Origin of the sequence: Rhodanobacter sp. FW104-R8, from assembly GCF_001617365.1 — a bacterium.
Lineage (GTDB): Bacteria > Pseudomonadota > Gammaproteobacteria > Xanthomonadales > Rhodanobacteraceae > Rhodanobacter.
This window is the reverse complement of record NZ_LVJR01000021.1, coordinates 1-15,493: the sequence shown is the minus strand read 5'-3', so window position 1 is coordinate 15,493 and position 15,493 is coordinate 1. Positions and strand designations below refer to the sequence as shown.

Here is a 15,493-nt window from a genome sequence, read left to right as displayed (position 1 = left end):
GCTTGATTTGGCAGAATGGCGCTACATGCGCCCAAACTCAAGCCACCTGTTGCTGCTTTGCTGCCTGCTGCTGGGCCTCGGCTGGGCGCTGCCTGCGCGGGCGGACGTGGTGCTGACCGCGAAGTCGGTCAGCGTACCCGGCCTGCGCCTGCAGGGGGTGAGCGTCCGGCTTGGCGAGGATGCGGCCGGCGGCCTGCGCCTGCAGTTGAGCGCGGAGCAGGCGGACGTGCCGGCGATGGGCTGGCGGCGGCTTGCCCTGAACCTCGATGGCAACCTGCAGCGGGATGCCCGGCTGCGCTGGATCATGGACGGCAACGTGCGCCTGGCCGGGGCCCCCGGCGGCGCGCTCGCCGACGCCCACGTGAACGTGCTGCTCAGCGAAGCGGCCAACACGCTGCAGGTCGACATCCGGCAGGGCAAGACGCATGTCCGCAGCGCGCTGCCGCTGGACCAGCCGACCCACGCGCAGATCAACCTCTACAACCTTCCCGCCGGATGGCTGCAGGGCCTGCTCGGCACGGTGTGGTCGGGCCGCCCCACCGGCGGACGGCTGGATGCCGAGCTGGCGCTGGACCTGCGCAATCCCGGCCTGCAATCGTCCGGCCAGTTCACCCTGCGCGGCGTTGGTTTCGACACGCCGAGCGGCACCATGGCCGGGCAGGGACTGGGCGGCACCGGGCGCTACAGCCTCGATACCACCGGCGGCCCCGCCCGGGTCGAACTGGACGCCAGCCTGCACGGCGGCGAGCTGCTGCTCGGGCCGCTCTACGCGAAGCTGCCGGATCATCCGGTGCAACTCGCCCTGCACGCCAGCGCGCAGAACGGGGCGATCGAACTGAGCCGGCTGCGGCTGAACGACGCCGACGCACTGCAGCTCGACGGCGCGCTGGCCTTCGACGCCAAGGGTGGCTTGAGGACGCTGCGGCTGGAACGCCTGCACGCCAGTTTTCCCGCCGCCTACCAGCGCTACGGCGAGGCCTGGCTCGGCACGCTGGGCCTGCGCAACATGCGCATCCGCGGCCAGTTGAACGGCAGCCTGGACCTGCGCCCGGATGGTCCGCACAGCTTTGCGTTCAATACCGATGGCCTGGACCTGGCCGATGCGGACGGCCATCTGGCGATCGACGGCCTGCAGGGCGGGCTGGACTGGGTGGCCGACGGCGAGCGCCCGGCCAGCACGCTCGGCTGGCGCCGCCTGCAGTTCTACCGCGTTCCCTTCGGTGCCGCGCAGGCGCAATGGCGCAGCCGCAACGGCACGCTCGGCCTGCTGCAGCCGCTGCAGATGCCGGTGCTGCAGGGCCAGTTGCGGATCGGCGAGCTGGACTGGCGCCCGGCCGCGGCGAAAGGCCAGCGGCTCGCGGCGTCGCTGGCGCTGACCGGGGTGGACATGGGCGCCTTCAGCCAGGCGATGGGCTGGCCGGCGTTCCCCGGCACGCTCGGCGGCGCAGTGCCGTCGCTACGCTGGATCGACGACGGCTTCGAGCTGCAGGGCGGGCTGTCGGCCAACCTGTTCGGCGGCTTCGTCGACATCACCCGGCTCTCGCTGCAGCATCCGTTTGGGGCGAATCCGGTGCTGACCGGCGACATCGTGATGCAGCAGATGGATCTGGCGGCGATCACCAGCGTGTTTGATTTCGGCAGCATCACCGGGCCGCTGGACGGTTCGATCCGGAACCTGCGGCTGGTCAACTGGAGCCCGGTCGCGTTCGAGGCCAGCCTGCGCGCCGGCCAGGGCGGACGGATCAGCCAGCGCGCCGTGAACAACCTCACCGCGGTCGGCGGCGGCGGCATCGCCGCGGGCCTGCAGGGCGCCATGCTGAAACTGTTCAAGACCTTCGGCTACAAGCGCATCGGCCTCGATTGCACGTTGCAGGGCGCGGTATGCCAGATGGGCGGGCTGGACACCACCGATGACGGTTACACTATGGTCGAAGGCAGCGGCTTGCCGCGGCTGCAGGTGATCGGTCACCAGACCAGGGTCGACTGGCCGACCCTGGTGCGGCGCCTGCAGGAAGCCGTGCACGGGGCGGCCCCGGAAGTTCGCTGAGCGCCGCCCTTGATCCTCGTCGTCAAACCGGGAGTAACGTCATGCGCAAGCTCGTCTACGTCGTCCTGACCGCACTGGCCGTGGCGCTGGTCGGCTGCGTCACCATCAACGTGTACTTCCCCGAGGCGGCGGCACAGAAGGCCGCCGACCAGTTCATCGGCAAGGTGCTGGACAATGCGGGGTCCCATCCCGCGCCGGCGCCGAAGCAGTCCAAGCCGGCCGCGCCGGGCGGCCAGCCCTCGGCGATGCTGCTCGATCTGCTGGTGCCGGCCGCGCACGCCGCCGACACGCCGGACATCCGCATCCAGACCAGCGCCACCGAGGCGATCAGCCAGCGCATGCAGGGCCGTTTCCAGGGCGCGCTGGGCGAGCTGCTGGACAGCGGCGCGGTGGGCTTCACCCGCGACGGCATGGTGGCGATGCGCGATGCCGCCAAGGTGCCGCTGAGCCAGCGCGCGCAGGCCAATACCACGGTGGCCGACGAGAACCGCGACCGCGCCGCGCTGTATCGCGAGGTCGCCAATGCCAACAACCATCCGGAATGGGAGGCGCAGATCCGCGCCACGTTCGCCAAGAGCTGGATCGAGAAGGCGCACGCGGGCTGGTACTACCAGGATGCCTCCGGCGCCTGGCAGAAGAAATAAATGCAGGAGCGCACCCTGTGCGCGCTGGCTTTTCGTCACGTCACGAAGAGCCATCGCGCGCAGGGTGCGCTCCTACGGGCGTCGTCCGGGCCGATCTGTGATAATCGAAAGTCGGCCGGTGCGGCCCCATTTGTTTACGCCTCATGTCCCGATCCAACTCAGTTTCCCAAACACCTTTCGAAGCCCACATCACCGACCTCGGCCATGATGGCCGAGGCGTGGCCCGGGTCGACGGCAAGGCGGTGTTCGTCAGCGGCGCCTTGCTGGGCGAGCACGTGCTGGCCCGCCTGCGCAAGCGCCATCGCCATTTCGACGAGGCCGACGTCACCGAAGTCATCACTCCCTCGCCGCACCGGGTAGAGCCGCGCTGCCGGCATTTCGCGCAATGCAGCGGCTGCTCGCTGCAGCACCTGGATGCCGCCGCGCAGATCGAGGCCAAGCAGCGCGTGCTGGCGGAAAATTTCGAGCGCATCGGCAAGGTCACGCCGCAGGCATGGCTGCCGCCGCTCACCGCCGAGCCGTGGGGCTACCGGCGCAAGGGTCGGCTATCGGTGCGCAACGTGGCGAAGAAGGGCCGCGTGCTGGTGGGCTTCCGCGAGGAACAGAACCCGCGCTTCGTCACCGAGATCCAGCAGTGCGAGGTGATGCACCCGGCGCTGGGCCCCAAGGTCGGCCTGCTTGCCGACCTGCTCGGCGGGATGGAGGCGGTCAACGACATCCCGCAGATCGAGTTCGCCGCCGGCGACGACACCATGGCGCTGGTGTTCCGCCACATGCAGCCGCTGGGCGAACGCGACCTGGCCGCGCTGACCGCGTTCGGCCGGCAGCACGGTTTCGCGATCTTCCTGCAGCCGGGCGGCACCAGCAGCGTGCATCCGCTGTGGCCAGAAAATCCGCGGCTGGCCTTCCGCATCGCCAGCGGCGACGCGCGCTTCGCCGACGTCGAGCTGGAGTTCCAGCCGCTGGACTTCGTGCAGGTCAACGCCGGCATGAACCAGCGGATGATGGCGCGTGCGCTGGAACTGCTCGACCCGCAACCGGCCGACCGCGTGCTGGATCTGTTCTGCGGTCTCGGCAACTTCACCCTGCCGATCGCCCGCCGCGTGGCCGAGGTGGTCGGTGTGGAAGGCGAGCATGGCCTGGTCGAACGGGCGGCGCAGAACGCCGCGCGCAACGGCATCGCCAACGCACGCTTCCACGTGGCGAACCTGTTCGAGGACCAGCGTGCCGCCGACTGGGCGCGAGTGCCGTGGGACAAGCTGCTGCTCGACCCGCCGCGCGCCGGCGCGGACAAGCTGCTGGAATACCTGCCGCACAAGCAGACCCGTCGCATTGTCTACGTTTCGTGCCACCCCGCCTCGCTGGCGCGCGACGCCGGCATCCTGGTCGACCGGCATGGCTTCACGCTGGCCTCGGCCGGGGTGATGGACATGTTCCCGCACACTTCGCATGTCGAATCGATCGCGTTGTTCGAGCGCTGAGGAGCGAGGAGAGAGTGAAGAGGAGTGAGAAGTGAGAGAAAGTCAGTGCATGATCCTTCACGCCGTTGCCGTGTCGATTCGGGCGAGGCAGTGCATGCCTGACGCTCTTGTTTTTGCTCTCTCTCACTGCTCACTCCTCTCCGCCCGCTCCTGACTTTTATGGCCATCGAAATCGAACGCAAATTCCTGTTGGCCAACGATGGCTGGCGCGCCGCCGTCGAACGCAGCGAGCCGATCGCGCAGGGCTATCTGGTGGGTGCGCGGGCATTGCGCGAGGGACACGCACACGCCTCGGTGCGCGTGCGCCTCGCCGGCGAGCGCGGGTGGCTCAACATCAAGGCCGCGAGGCTCGGTATCGAGCGGGCCGAGTTCGAGTACCCGATCCTGCTCGACGACGCCAGGATCCTGCTGGCCACGCTGTGCGACGGCGTGCTGGAGAAGACGCGCCATTACGTGCGGGTCGACAGCACGCTGTTCGAGATCGACGAATTCGCCGGCGACAACCGCGGGCTGGTCGTCGCCGAGGTCGAGCTGCCGGCCGTCGACGCGCCGTTCCCGCGGCCGCCGTGGCTGGGCCGCGAGGTGAGCACGCTGGCGCACTACTACAACGTCAACCTGATCGCGCACCCGTACCGGCAATGGTCGCCGGCGGAACACACCGCCGGGGATGCCGCATGCTGATGATCGGCGTGGCCGCGCTGGAACTGGCCGAACGCGAGAAGCGCTGGCTCGCCGCGCCCGGCGTGGCCGGCGTGCTGTTGTTCGCGCGCAACTACGCCTCGCGCGAACAGCTGATCGCGCTATGCGAGGCGATCCGCGAGGCCGGCGGCGAGGAGCTGCTGATCGCGGTGGACCAGGAAGGCGGCCCGGTGCAGCGCTTCCGCGACGGCTTCACCCGGTTGCCGCCCTTGGCGGCGATCGGCGCGGTGCATGACCGCGACCCCGGCGAAGCGGTGCGCCTGGCCGAGGAGCACGCCTGGGTGATGGCCAGCGAGCTGCGCGCCAGCGGCGTCGATTTCAGCTTCGCGCCGGTGGTGGACCTGGCCCGCGGCAACGCGGCGATCGGCCTGCGCGCGTTCCACCCCGATCCGGCGGTGACCGCCGAGCTGGCCCAGGCCTACGTGCGCGGCATGCACCTGGCCGGCATGGCGGCGGTGCTCAAGCATTTCCCGGGGCACGGCTCGGTGGCCGTCGACACGCACAAGGCGGCGGCGATCGACCCGCGCGGCCTGGACGCGATCCGCCGCGACGACCTGCTGCCGTTTGCCGAATGCATCGAGGCGCGGGTGGAGGCGGTGATGATGGCGCACGTCACCTATCCGGCGGTGGACAGCCGGCCGGCCGGCTACTCCAAGGTGTGGATCGGGCAGGTGCTGCGCGGCGAGCTGGGTTTCGCCGGCGCCGTGGTCAGCGACGACATCAGCATGGCCGCCGCCGGCGCCGCCGGCGGCGTGGGCGAACGGGTGCGCGCGCACCTGGACGCCGGCTGCGACCTGGTGCTGGCCTGCTTCCCCGAGGTGGTGGACGAGGCGATCGCCGCACTGCCTGCTGCCGCCGCACCGGTGCCGCCGCGACTGGCCGCCCTGCGCGGCGCCATCGGCGCCAGCTGGGACAGCCTCACCGACAACCCCCAGCGCGACCGCTTCGTCGCGCGCATCACGGCCCTGCACGCCGACCGAGGAACCGCATGACCACTCCCACTCCATTGCTGGCCGACGCGCTGGCGCAGGCCGAACTGCTGTACGAGCGCGGTACCCTGGAAAGCGCGATCGCCGACATCGGCCGGCGCATCGACGCCACGCTGGACGGTGAGCGCGCGGTGTTCCTCACCGTGATGAACGGCGCGCTGATCTTCGCCGGCCAGCTCGCGCTGGCGATCCGCACCGACCTGGAGTTCGACTACGTGCACGCCACCCGCTACCGCGGCGTCACCAGCGGCAGCGAGCTGCACTGGCTGCGCGAGCCGGCGGTGCCGCTGGCCGGCCGCACGGTGCTGCTGGTCGACGACATCCTCGACGAAGGCCACACGCTGAAGGCGGTCCGCGACGACTGCTACCGGCGCGGTGCGAAGCGCGTGCTGATCGCCAGCCTGTGCACCAAGCGGCACGACCGCCTGGTCGAGGGCATCGCCTCCGACTTCAACGGCGTCGAGCTGCCGGACCGCTACGTGTTCGGCTATGGCATGGATTATTACGAACAGGGCCGCAACCTGCCGGCGATCTATGCTTTGAAAGCCGGGGGCGGGGAATAGGGATTCGGGATTCGTCCAGCCGGTCCCGCGCTCTGCATCAGTCGGCGTCCGTAATATCTCCATGGATCACAGCTTCGTAGGGCGGGCAGCGCCCGCCATGCTTTTCGACAACGCGCACGGCCAAGAGCGGCGGGCAGTGCCCGCCCTACGAAGCTAGAGCACCGCGCATGACCGAAGGAAGTCCCTTGTGGACAGGGTGCGCTCCTACGTCTTTGTCCATCATCTGCAGACGGATCACCACGATGCCTCATCCTGACCACGCCCCCATCGACCTCGCCGTCATCGGCGGCAGCGGCCTGTACCAGTTTCCGGGCCTGGAGAATGCCGCGCGGCATGCAGTGGATACGCCTTACGGCGCGGCGTCCGGCGACGTGGTGCTCGGCGATTTCGCCGGCCGGCGCGTGGCCTTCCTGGCCCGCCACGGCGAGAGCCACACGCTGCCGCCGCACCGGGTCAACTACCGCGCCAACCTGTGGGCGCTGCACAGCCTGGGCGCGCGCCGGGTGGTGGGAGTCAACGCCGTGGGCGGCATCCGCGGCGACATGGGGCCGCGGGTGATCGTGGTGCCCGACCAGCTGATCGACTACACCCACGGCCGCACCACCAGCTATTGCGACGTGGAGGGCGCCGAGGTGAAGCACATCGACTTCAGCGAGCCGTATACCGAGGCGCTGCGCCTGCAACTGCTGGCGGCGGCGCGCGCGGCGAACGTCGAGGTGGTCGGCGGCGGCTGCTACGGCGCCACCCAGGGGCCGCGGCTGGAAACCCGCGCCGAGATCGCCCGGCTGAAGCGCGACGGCTGCGACCTGGTCGGCATGACCGGCATGCCCGAGGCGGCGCTGGCGCGCGAGCTGGGGCTGGAATACGCCTGCCTGGCGCTGGTCGCCAATTTCGCCGCCGGCTGCGGCGACGAAGCGGAGATCAGCATCGAGGAGATCTTCGCCCACCTGGCGGCGGCCACCGCCGAGGTGCCGCGCATCCTCGCCGCGATGCTGCAAAGCTGAGCGGCATGGCGAATTCGTGCACTGCCCGGATATTTTCGTATTGCACTCGGCCTTCACATATTGTTACTTTTCTCCGGCCAGGGCGGCGAACCGAGGGGGAGAACAGTGGTTCAGCGCAGATCCTGGCGCACCCATTCCATGGATCCAGAGGTTCACGCAATGCGTTTCGGTACGGTCAAATGGTTCAACGATGCCAAAGGTTTCGGTTTCATCGCGCCTGAGGACGGCGGGGAGGACGTGTTCGTCCATTTTTCGGCGATCAATTCCAAGGGCTTCCGCAGCCTGCAGGAAGGCCAGCGCGTGCAGTTCGAAGTGACCCAGGGCCCCAAGGGCGCCCAGGCATCGGCAGTCGAAGCCGCCTGATCTTCCAGGCCAACGTTGTAAAGCACGAACGAGACCCCGCATCCTGTGCGGGGTTTCTTTATTTCCGGATCAGGAGAATGCTGGTGACCGACCGCAGGCGTTTCCTCAAGGCCTCCCTGCTGGGGGCTTCGGCTTCGATGTTCGCGTGGGGCGACCGGCTGGCCGCATGGCCGGCGGCCCGGCTCCCGAAAACGTCGAACGTGCGGGTCGTCTCGACCTGGGATTTCGGCATCGCCGCCAACCAGGCGGCCTGGGCGATCCTGGGCAAGGGCGGCCACGCGCTGGACGCGGTGGAGTCCGGCGTGCAGGTGCCCGAGTCGGACCTGAAGAACCACAGCGTGGGCAAGGGCGGTTACCCGGACCGCGACGGCCACGTCACCCTCGACGCCAGCATCATGGACGCCGACGGCAACTGCGGAGCGGTGGCCGCCCTGGAATACATCGAGCATCCGATCTCGGTGGCACGGCGCGTGATGGAACGCACGCCGCACGTGCTGCTGGTCGGCGAAGGCGCGCTGCAGTTCGCGCTGGAGCAAGGCTTCAGGAAGCAGAACCTGCTCACGCCCGAGGCCGAGCAGGCCTGGCACGAATGGCTGAAGACGGCGAAGTACCAGCCGTCGATCAACAGCGAGGTGCATGACTACGGCAAGGGCGGTACCACCGGCATGCCCGGCGGCGCCAACAACCACGACACCATCGGGATGCTCGCGCTGGATGCGCACGGAAAGCTGGCCGGCGCCTGCACCACCAGCGGCATGGCGTGGAAAATGCGCGGCCGCGTCGGCGACAGCCCGATCATCGGCGCCGGCCTGTACGTGGATGGCGAGGTCGGCGGCGCCACTTCCACCGGCGTGGGCGAGGAGGTGATCCGCAATGCCGGCAGCTTCCTGGTGGTCGAACTGATGCGCCAGGGCCGCTCGCCGCACGAGGCCTGCAAGGAGGCGGTGATGCGCATCGTCAAGAAGCGCCGCGAAGCCTCCAAGACCTTGCAGGTCGGCTTCCTGGCGATGAACCGCGAGGGCGAGGTTGGCGCCTACGCCATCCAGCACGGCTTCTCCTATGCCGTGTGCGATGCGAAAAAGCAGGACGCCCTGGTCCCGTCGCAAAGCGTCTACACGACGAGCTATTCATGATCCCGCTTGCCCATGATGCTTGAGATCGCCGCCAACTCGGTCGCCTCCGCGCTGGCCGCCCAGGAAGGCGGGGCGGGGCGGGTCGAACTCTGCACCGCGCTGGAACTGGGCGGCCTCACGCCGTCGCATGCGCAGATCGCGCTGGCCCGCGAACGCCTGCGCATTCCGCTGTACGTGCTGATCCGCCCGCGTGCCGGCGACTTCCTCTACAGCGAGCTGGAATGCGAGGCGATGCAGCGGGACATCGAAACCTGCGTGGCGCTGGGCTGCGACGGCGTGGTGTTCGGCGTGCTCGACGCCGATGGCGACGTGGACATGGCGCGTTGCTGCACCCTGGTCGCCGCCGCCGGCAAACTGGGCGTAACCTTCCACCGCGCCTTCGACATGAGCCGCGACCCGGTGCGCGCGCTGGAGGACATCGTCGCGCTGGGCTGTGAGCGCGTGCTGACCTCGGGTGCGCGGGCCAGCGCCGTAGAGGGCGCCGCGCTGATCCGCGAACTGGTGGCGCAGGCCGGCGGGCGCCTGGCGGTGATGCCCGGTGCGGGCGTCACCGCGCAGAACGTCGCGGCCCTGGCCGCCACTACCGGTGCCCGCGAGTTCCATGCGTCCGCCAAGTGCCGGTTGCCATCCGGCATGCGGCGCGCGCGGGCCGTGTCGTCGGAGATGGAAGGCGGCGAGCTGCGCAGCGATGTCGCACGCGTCCGCGCGCTAGCGACTGCCTTGCACGCGATGTAGGAGCCCGCTGGCGGGCGATGCTCTTGTCTTTGGCATCCGGGGAAGGCATCGCCCGCCAGCGGGCTCCTACGGGGAAGTCTCGGGCGTCGTTCCCTACGGCAGCGCATGGCCGCCCCGCTTGGTTAATATGGCGGAATGCCTGATACCGGCAGCCGAATACCAGCAGGAGCCACCCGAGTGATCATCAAGCCCAAAGTCCGCGGATTCATCTGCATCACCGCCCACCCGGTCGGTTGCGAGCACAACGTGATCGACCAGATCAAGGTCACCCAGGCCGCGGGCCATGCGGCAGGCAAAGGCCCGAAGCGCGTGCTGGTGATCGGCGCCTCCACCGGCTACGGCCTGGCCTCGCGCATCACCGCCGCGTTCGGCTACGGCGCCGCCACGCTCGGCGTGTTCTTCGAGAAGCCCAGCAGCGCGGAGAAAACCGGCACCGCCGGCTGGTACAACTCCGCCGCGTTCGACAAGGCCGCCAAGCAGGCCGGCCTGTACAGCAAGTCGATCAACGGCGACGCGTTCGCCAACGAAACGCGCGCGCGCGCGATCGAGATCATCAAGAACGAAATGGGCGGCCCGATCGACCTGGTGGTCTATTCGCTCGCCTCGCCCGTGCGCAAGCTGCCGGACACCGGCGAAGTGGTGCGCTCGGCGCTCAAGACCATCGGCCAGCCGTTCACCAACACCTCGGTCGACACCAACAAGGACACCGTGATCGAGGCCACCGTCGAGCCGGCCACCGAGCAGGAAATCAAGGACACCGTCACCGTGATGGGCGGCGAGGACTGGGCGCTGTGGATCGACGCGCTGAGCAAGGCCGGCGTGCTGGCCGAGCACGCCAAGACCGTCGCCTACAGCTACATCGGCACCGAGATCACCTGGCCGATGTACTGGCACGGCACCCTGGGTCAGGCCAAGCAGCACCTGGACAACACCGCCAAGCAACTGCGCAGCCGCCACCCCGGCCTCGACGCCTACGTCGGCGTGATGAAGTCCGTGGTCACCCAGGCCAGCGCCGCCATCCCGGTGATCCCACTGTACGTGTCCATCGCCTTCAAGATCATGAAGGAGAAAGGCATCCACGAAGGCCCGATCGAACAGGCCAACCGCCTGTTCCACGACCGCCTCTACCGCGCCGACGGCGCCCCCGCACCCACCGACGACGAAGGCCGCTTGCGCCTGGACGACTGGGAACTGCGCGACGACGTGCAGATCCCCTGCAAAACCCTCTGGCCCACCGTCACCACCGAAAACCTCAAGCAGATCACCGACTACGTCGGCTACAAGCACGAGTTCTTGCAGCTGTTCGGGTTTGATCGGGCGGATGTGGACTATGACGCCGAGGTGGAGGCGGATCGGCGGTTTGATTGTTTGGAAATTTGAGAGCCGCTAATAGCAATACGGTGCTTTTCATCTCAGGGGAGAGACAGCAATGGAACAGGCCATAGCAGCGGTAACCAATCTGCGTGATCAGTGGTCGGGACTAGTTGAAGCGCGGCCAAACGAACTTGACTTGAGCACGATCGGTCTCAACGCTTCAGCCGAATCGCTGAAAACTCTATTCCAAGGATGGCTAGATACACTCCGCTTTCGACGGTGGACATCACCGAAAAGCCCGATGCGTTGCGCACCGGGCTTCTGTGACCATCGCAAGCGCAACGCGTCAATCGCGTGACTTGGCTACCACGCTGCCATCGTCCGGATCGACCAGCAGGTCGACGTCACTGCCGCTCTTGGTCCTGGCGTCAGCGCTCCACAGGCCGTGCTTGTACTCCACGTCATGGACGTTCTCGTAGCCGGCCGCAGTCAGTTTGGCCGTGACCTCGTCCTTGTTGAGTTTGGACGGTGCGTCGTTGACGTAAACCTTGCCGTTCACCGGTCCCACGGCGAGCTCGACCCATTGCTTGTTGCCGCCGCGGGCCTTGCTGCGCCATACGCCGTCCTTGAACTTCAAGCCCTTGACCTCTTTGTAGCCGGCGTTGGCGATCGCGGTTTTGATGGCATCCTCGCTCAACGCGCCGGTTGGCGGTTGCGTGGTCCAGGTGGAAGCCGTGGTGGTGGTCCGGGTGGTCGTTGTCGCCGACTGAGTGGTGGCAGTTGGATCCTGCGCGAGGGCGACACTGCAAACCGACAGTCCGATCAGTAGGGGAAGCATGCGCTTGATCATCGAGAGCTCCTTTGGAGTTGTACAACATGGCGTCGCCGGCTTGCGCGGGCGCCGCTCGAACCAGTGAACCAACGAGCTGATACTCAGCGCCGGCTCATGGATCACTAATGGGACCACCGTGTCCGGAACGAGGGCGTGAAGGCGGGGCCAGAGTCGGAAAGCACTTGGTGAGCCGGATTTTAGCCGGGTACGAATCGTGCCCTTTCCGACAACGACCGGCCTTCATTCCGACAATGATCGGTAAAATGATGGCTCCGCAACCACGTCCGGCACGCTTCGCCATGTATTCAGCCATCTGCCTCCGCCTGCTCGCCGCCGCACTCTGCCTGACCATCTCGCTGCCGTTGGCAGCCAGCGAGCAGCGCGCCCCGACCATCGGCGAGCAACGCGAGGTGGTGCTGTTCTGGCCGCAGGCGCAGCGCGAGGCGCAGTTCCGGCGGATGGGCAAGTTGTTTCCCAGTGACCGTGCGGCGCACGGCACGCATGTCCACGAGTTGCCGCAGGGCCAGACGCTGGCGTTGGGCGGGCAGGGTGGGTCGGCGTGGTTGACCAGTTACATGGACGAGCACCACATCGCCGGGGTGATGGTGTTGCAGCGTGGTCGCATCCGTTTGCAGCGTTATGCGTTGGGCTTCGGGCCGGAGCAGCGCTGGGAGTCGTTTTCGGTGGCCAAGTCGGTCACCTCCACCTTGCTCGGGATCGCGCTGCAGCGGGGCGACATCCGCAGCCTTGACGACACGCTGGGCACGTACATCCCGGAACTGCGCGACAGCGCTTACGCCGATGTCACGGTGCAGCAGTTGCTGACGATGACCTCCGGCGTGCACTGGAACGAGGACTACGCCGATGCCAAGTCGGATGTGGCGCAGATGTATCTCGGCGCCTGTGTCGACGGCCAGGCGCATGTGCTGTCGTACCTGAAGAAACAGCCGCGGCAATGGCCCGCCGGCACGCACTGGAACTACAACACCGCGGAAACCGACCTGCTCGGCATCCTGGTGCAGCGTGCCACGCGCCGTTCGCTGGCTGCCTACCTGTCGCAGACTATCTGGCAGCCGTACGGTATGGCCGCCGATGCGTACTGGATCAAGGACGAATGCGATGGCAGCGACACCGGCGGCAGCGGCCTGTCGGCCACACTGGGCGACTACGCGCGCATCGGGCAGTTCATGCTTGACGGTGGCCGCATCGACGGCAAGCCGGTGATTGCTGCAGCCTGGTTGCAAGGCGCGGTGCGCAGTCAGGCCAGCGTCGATGCGCCCGACCGCGGCTACGGCTATCTGTGGTGGACGGATATCGACGGCAGCTATGCGGCGATCGGTATCTTTGGTCAGATGGTCTACGTCGATCCCGCGCGCCAGCTGGTGATTGCCCAGGTGGGTGCCTGGCCGCATGCCACGTCCAAGGCGCTGGTCGCCGCGCGGCGCGAGTTTGTGGCAGCCATCAAGCGTGCGGTGGATGCGGAACGGCAGCCGGCGACGCACTGAATCGGGAAGGCGCCGAAACCATTCGCGGCGTGCCGGGCAGGTATCAGCCCCGCTTCCGCAACGCGTCCACCAACAGCGAAAACGCCGGCGAAGGTTGCCGCCGGCTCGGGTAGTAGAGGTGGTAGCCGGGGAAGGGCGGGCACCAGTCGGCGAGCAGGCGCTGCAGGCTGCCGTCCGCGATGTCGGTCCGCACCATGTCCTCGGGCACGCAGGCCAGGCCGAAGCCGTCGCGTGCCGCGGTAATGATGTGGCGGGTGTTGTTGAAGATCAGCCGGCCTTCCACACGCACGTTCAGGGGGCGGCCTTTCTTCTCGAACTCCCAGGCGTACAGGCCACCGTGGGTGAGGAAGCGGAGGTTGATGCAGTCGTGGCCGGTGAGGTCGCGCGGTGTCTTGACCTTGGGGCGCGAGGCCAGGTAGTCCGGCGAGCCGACCACGGCCATGCGCATCGGCGGGCCGATGGGTACGGCGATCATGTCCCGGGCTACCTGTTCGCCGAGGCGGATGCCGGCGTCGAAGCGCTCGGCCACGATGTCGGTGAGGCTGGAATCGCTGATCACCTCGATGCGGATGTCCGGGTAGTCCGGCAGCAGCTTGCGCAACACCGGCCACAGGATGGTGCTGGCGGCGTGTTCGCCGGTGGTGATGCGGATGGTGCCGCTGGGCTTGTCGCGCAGTTCGCTGAGGCCGGCGAGGGCCGTGTCGATGTCCTCGAAGTTCGGCGTCAGTGCCTTGATCAGCCGCTCGCCCGCTTCGGTGGGGGCGACGTTGCGCGTGGTGCGGGTGAGCAGGCGCAGGCCGAGCCGCGCTTCCAGGGCGCGGATGGTGTGGCTGAGCGCCGAGGGCGACACGCCGAGCTGCGCGGCGGCACGCGTGAAGCTGCGCTCCCGCGCCACAGCGAGGAAGGCCTGCAGGTCGTTGTAGTTTTCGCGCGCCATGTGCCGACGACCGATTGATGAATGTCGATCATAAGTGCATTCGGATTACGGGGCCTAATCAAGACAAGCCGGCGCGCTCACACTGTCCGCATTCCACTCTCCACCGGAGCTGACCATGCAAACGCGCACCCTCGGCCGCAGCGGCCTCACCGTCTCCGCCCTCGGCTTCGGCTGCATGGGCCTGAACTATGGCTATGGCCCGGGTCCGGGCAAACAGGAGGCGATCACGCTGATCCGCGAGGCCTTCGCCAATGGCGTGACCTTTTTCGATACCGCCGAGGCCTATGGCCCGTTCACCAATGAGGAACTGGTGAGCGAGGCGCTGGCGCCGATCCGTGACCAGGTGGTGATCGCCACCAAGTTCGGCTTCAAGGACGGCAATGTGTCGGCGGGCATGGACAGCCGGCCGGCGCGCATCCGCGAGGTGGCCGAGGCGGCGCTCAAGCGGCTGAAGACCGACCGCATCGACCTGTTCTACCAGCACCGGGTCGATCCGCAGGTGCCGATGGAGGACGTGGCCGGCACGGTCAGGGAGCTGATCGCCGAAGGCAAGGTGAAACACTTCGGCCTCTCCGAAGCCGGCGTGCAGTCGATCCGGCGGGCCCACGCCGTGCAGCCGGTCGCCGCGCTGCAAAGCGAATACTCGCTGTGGTGGCGCGAGCCGGAGCAGGAGGTGCTGCCGACCTGCGCGGAGCTGGGCATCGGCTTCGTGCCGTTCAGCCCGCTCGGCAAGGGCTTCCTCACCGGCAAGATCGACGCGAGCACTTCGTTCGCCAAGGACGACTTCCGCAACATCGTGCCGCGCTTCTCGCCGCAGGCGCGCCAGGCGAACCAGTCGCTGGTCGAGCTGCTTGGCCGCATCGCCGCCGGCAAGCAGGCGACGCCGGCGCAGATCGCGCTGGCATGGCTGCTGGCGCAGCAGCCGTGGATCGTGCCGATCCCGGGCACCACCAAGTTGTCACGCCTCAAGGAGAACATCGGCGCGGCGGACATCGTGCTGGGCGCCGACGAGCTTCGGCAAATCGAAGAGGCGCTGGCGCAGATCCGGGTGCAGGGCGACCGCTACCCGGCACACCTGGCTGCACGCGTGGGCAAGTGAAATCGCGGTTTTTTTTAAGGAGAGCACCCTGTACACAAGGGACTCCCTTCGGTCGTGCGCGATGGCTCTTGCTTCGTAGATACTGTTATCGAGATCAAGCCCCATGAAGGATTGGGTCGAACGGTTTGCCGGACTTGAGGACGCCGAA

The 15,493-nt window shown here is 67.8% G+C and carries 15 protein-coding genes; 13 read left to right on the top strand and 2 right to left on the bottom strand.

What is annotated here, in order from left to right; genetic code table 11:
• Positions 1-25 precede the first annotated feature (25 nt).
• From RHOFW104R8_RS05635 to fabV, 11 genes are all read left to right on the top strand, one after another.
• On the top strand, positions 26-2,047 hold the full coding sequence (locus RHOFW104R8_RS05635; protein ID WP_068095825.1) for a hypothetical protein: 2,022 nt from the start codon (positions 26-28) through the stop codon (positions 2,045-2,047).
• 41 nt (positions 2,048-2,088) lie between these two features.
• Positions 2,089-2,691, top strand: coding sequence for a YdbL family protein (locus RHOFW104R8_RS05630; RefSeq protein ID WP_068095797.1), 603 nt, complete (start codon positions 2,089-2,091; stop codon positions 2,689-2,691).
• 143 nt (positions 2,692-2,834) lie between these two features.
• Entirely contained in the window at positions 2,835-4,172 is a 1,338-nt protein-coding gene (gene rlmD, locus RHOFW104R8_RS05625) for a 23S rRNA (uracil(1939)-C(5))-methyltransferase RlmD (RefSeq protein ID WP_068095796.1), read from the top strand.
• A 159-nt stretch (positions 4,173-4,331) separates the two neighbouring features.
• On the top strand, positions 4,332-4,853 hold the full coding sequence (locus RHOFW104R8_RS05620) for a CYTH domain-containing protein (protein ID WP_068095795.1): 522 nt from the start codon (positions 4,332-4,334) through the stop codon (positions 4,851-4,853).
• On the top strand, positions 4,847-5,863 hold the full coding sequence (gene nagZ, locus RHOFW104R8_RS05615; protein WP_068095794.1) for a beta-N-acetylhexosaminidase: 1,017 nt from the start codon (positions 4,847-4,849) through the stop codon (positions 5,861-5,863). The genes RHOFW104R8_RS05620 and nagZ overlap by 7 nt, the downstream gene beginning before the upstream one ends.
• A complete protein-coding gene (locus RHOFW104R8_RS05610) occupies positions 5,860-6,423 on the top strand; it encodes a hypoxanthine-guanine phosphoribosyltransferase (protein WP_068095791.1) in 564 nt (187 codons plus the stop codon). Before nagZ ends, RHOFW104R8_RS05610 begins: the two co-directional genes overlap by 4 nt.
• A 242-nt stretch (positions 6,424-6,665) precedes the next feature.
• Entirely contained in the window at positions 6,666-7,427 is a 762-nt protein-coding gene (locus RHOFW104R8_RS05605; RefSeq protein ID WP_068095789.1) for an S-methyl-5'-thioinosine phosphorylase, read from the top strand.
• 159 nt (positions 7,428-7,586) lie between these two features.
• Positions 7,587-7,790, top strand: coding sequence for a cold-shock protein (locus RHOFW104R8_RS05600; RefSeq protein WP_008434829.1), 204 nt, complete (start codon positions 7,587-7,589; stop codon positions 7,788-7,790).
• A gap of 83 nt (positions 7,791-7,873) precedes the next feature.
• Positions 7,874-8,923 (top strand): N(4)-(beta-N-acetylglucosaminyl)-L-asparaginase, encoded by a 1,050-nt coding sequence (locus RHOFW104R8_RS05595; RefSeq protein ID WP_068095823.1) that lies wholly within the window; start codon positions 7,874-7,876, stop codon positions 8,921-8,923.
• A 12-nt stretch (positions 8,924-8,935) separates the two neighbouring features.
• Positions 8,936-9,658, top strand: coding sequence for a copper homeostasis protein CutC (locus RHOFW104R8_RS05590; RefSeq protein ID WP_068095787.1), 723 nt, complete (start codon positions 8,936-8,938; stop codon positions 9,656-9,658).
• Between the two features lie 177 nt (positions 9,659-9,835).
• The gene (fabV, locus tag RHOFW104R8_RS05585; protein WP_068095784.1) at positions 9,836-11,038 is read left to right on the top strand and encodes an enoyl-ACP reductase FabV; all 1,203 of its coding nucleotides are present in this window, start codon (positions 9,836-9,838) and stop codon (positions 11,036-11,038) included.
• Between the two features lie 280 nt (positions 11,039-11,318).
• Here fabV and RHOFW104R8_RS05580 read toward each other — a convergent pair whose 3' ends face one another.
• Entirely contained in the window at positions 11,319-11,822 is a 504-nt protein-coding gene (locus RHOFW104R8_RS05580; RefSeq protein WP_068095783.1) for a PepSY domain-containing protein, read from the bottom strand.
• A gap of 281 nt (positions 11,823-12,103) precedes the next feature.
• Here RHOFW104R8_RS05580 and RHOFW104R8_RS05575 point away from each other — a divergent pair, with 281 nt between their 5' ends.
• On the top strand, positions 12,104-13,309 hold the full coding sequence (locus RHOFW104R8_RS05575; RefSeq protein ID WP_068095781.1) for a serine hydrolase: 1,206 nt from the start codon (positions 12,104-12,106) through the stop codon (positions 13,307-13,309).
• Positions 13,310-13,352: 43 nt separating this feature from the next.
• On the opposite strand, the gene RHOFW104R8_RS05570 is transcribed toward RHOFW104R8_RS05575, so the two are convergent.
• The gene (locus RHOFW104R8_RS05570) at positions 13,353-14,246 is read right to left on the bottom strand and encodes a LysR family transcriptional regulator (protein WP_068095778.1); all 894 of its coding nucleotides are present in this window, start codon (positions 14,244-14,246) and stop codon (positions 13,353-13,355) included.
• 115 nt (positions 14,247-14,361) lie between these two features.
• Between RHOFW104R8_RS05570 and RHOFW104R8_RS05565 the strand changes: the two genes are divergently transcribed.
• Positions 14,362-15,345 (top strand): aldo/keto reductase, encoded by a 984-nt coding sequence (locus RHOFW104R8_RS05565; protein ID WP_068095775.1) that lies wholly within the window; start codon positions 14,362-14,364, stop codon positions 15,343-15,345.
• The last annotated feature ends 148 nt before the right edge of the window (positions 15,346-15,493 follow it).

Excerpts from the sequence above, each read along its gene's own strand:
- RHOFW104R8_RS05635 (WP_068095825.1), top strand. The coding sequence starts at position 26 with ATGCGCCCAAACTCAAGCCACCTGTTGCTGCTTTGCTGCCTGCTGCTG.
- RHOFW104R8_RS05630 (WP_068095797.1), top strand. The coding sequence starts at position 2,089 with ATGCGCAAGCTCGTCTACGTCGTCCTGACCGCACTGGCCGTGGCGCTG.
- rlmD (WP_068095796.1), top strand. The coding sequence starts at position 2,835 with ATGTCCCGATCCAACTCAGTTTCCCAAACACCTTTCGAAGCCCACATC.
- RHOFW104R8_RS05620 (WP_068095795.1), top strand. The coding sequence starts at position 4,332 with ATGGCCATCGAAATCGAACGCAAATTCCTGTTGGCCAACGATGGCTGG.
- nagZ (WP_068095794.1), top strand. The coding sequence starts at position 4,847 with ATGCTGATGATCGGCGTGGCCGCGCTGGAACTGGCCGAACGCGAGAAG.
- RHOFW104R8_RS05610 (WP_068095791.1), top strand. The coding sequence starts at position 5,860 with ATGACCACTCCCACTCCATTGCTGGCCGACGCGCTGGCGCAGGCCGAA.
- RHOFW104R8_RS05605 (WP_068095789.1), top strand. The coding sequence starts at position 6,666 with ATGCCTCATCCTGACCACGCCCCCATCGACCTCGCCGTCATCGGCGGC.
- RHOFW104R8_RS05600 (WP_008434829.1), top strand. The coding sequence starts at position 7,587 with ATGCGTTTCGGTACGGTCAAATGGTTCAACGATGCCAAAGGTTTCGGT.
- RHOFW104R8_RS05590 (WP_068095787.1), top strand. The coding sequence starts at position 8,936 with ATGATGCTTGAGATCGCCGCCAACTCGGTCGCCTCCGCGCTGGCCGCC.
- RHOFW104R8_RS05580 (WP_068095783.1), bottom strand. The coding sequence starts at position 11,822 with ATGATCAAGCGCATGCTTCCCCTACTGATCGGACTGTCGGTTTGCAGT.
- RHOFW104R8_RS05575 (WP_068095781.1), top strand. The coding sequence starts at position 12,104 with ATGTATTCAGCCATCTGCCTCCGCCTGCTCGCCGCCGCACTCTGCCTG.
- RHOFW104R8_RS05570 (WP_068095778.1), bottom strand. The coding sequence starts at position 14,246 with ATGGCGCGCGAAAACTACAACGACCTGCAGGCCTTCCTCGCTGTGGCG.
- RHOFW104R8_RS05565 (WP_068095775.1), top strand. The coding sequence starts at position 14,362 with ATGCAAACGCGCACCCTCGGCCGCAGCGGCCTCACCGTCTCCGCCCTC.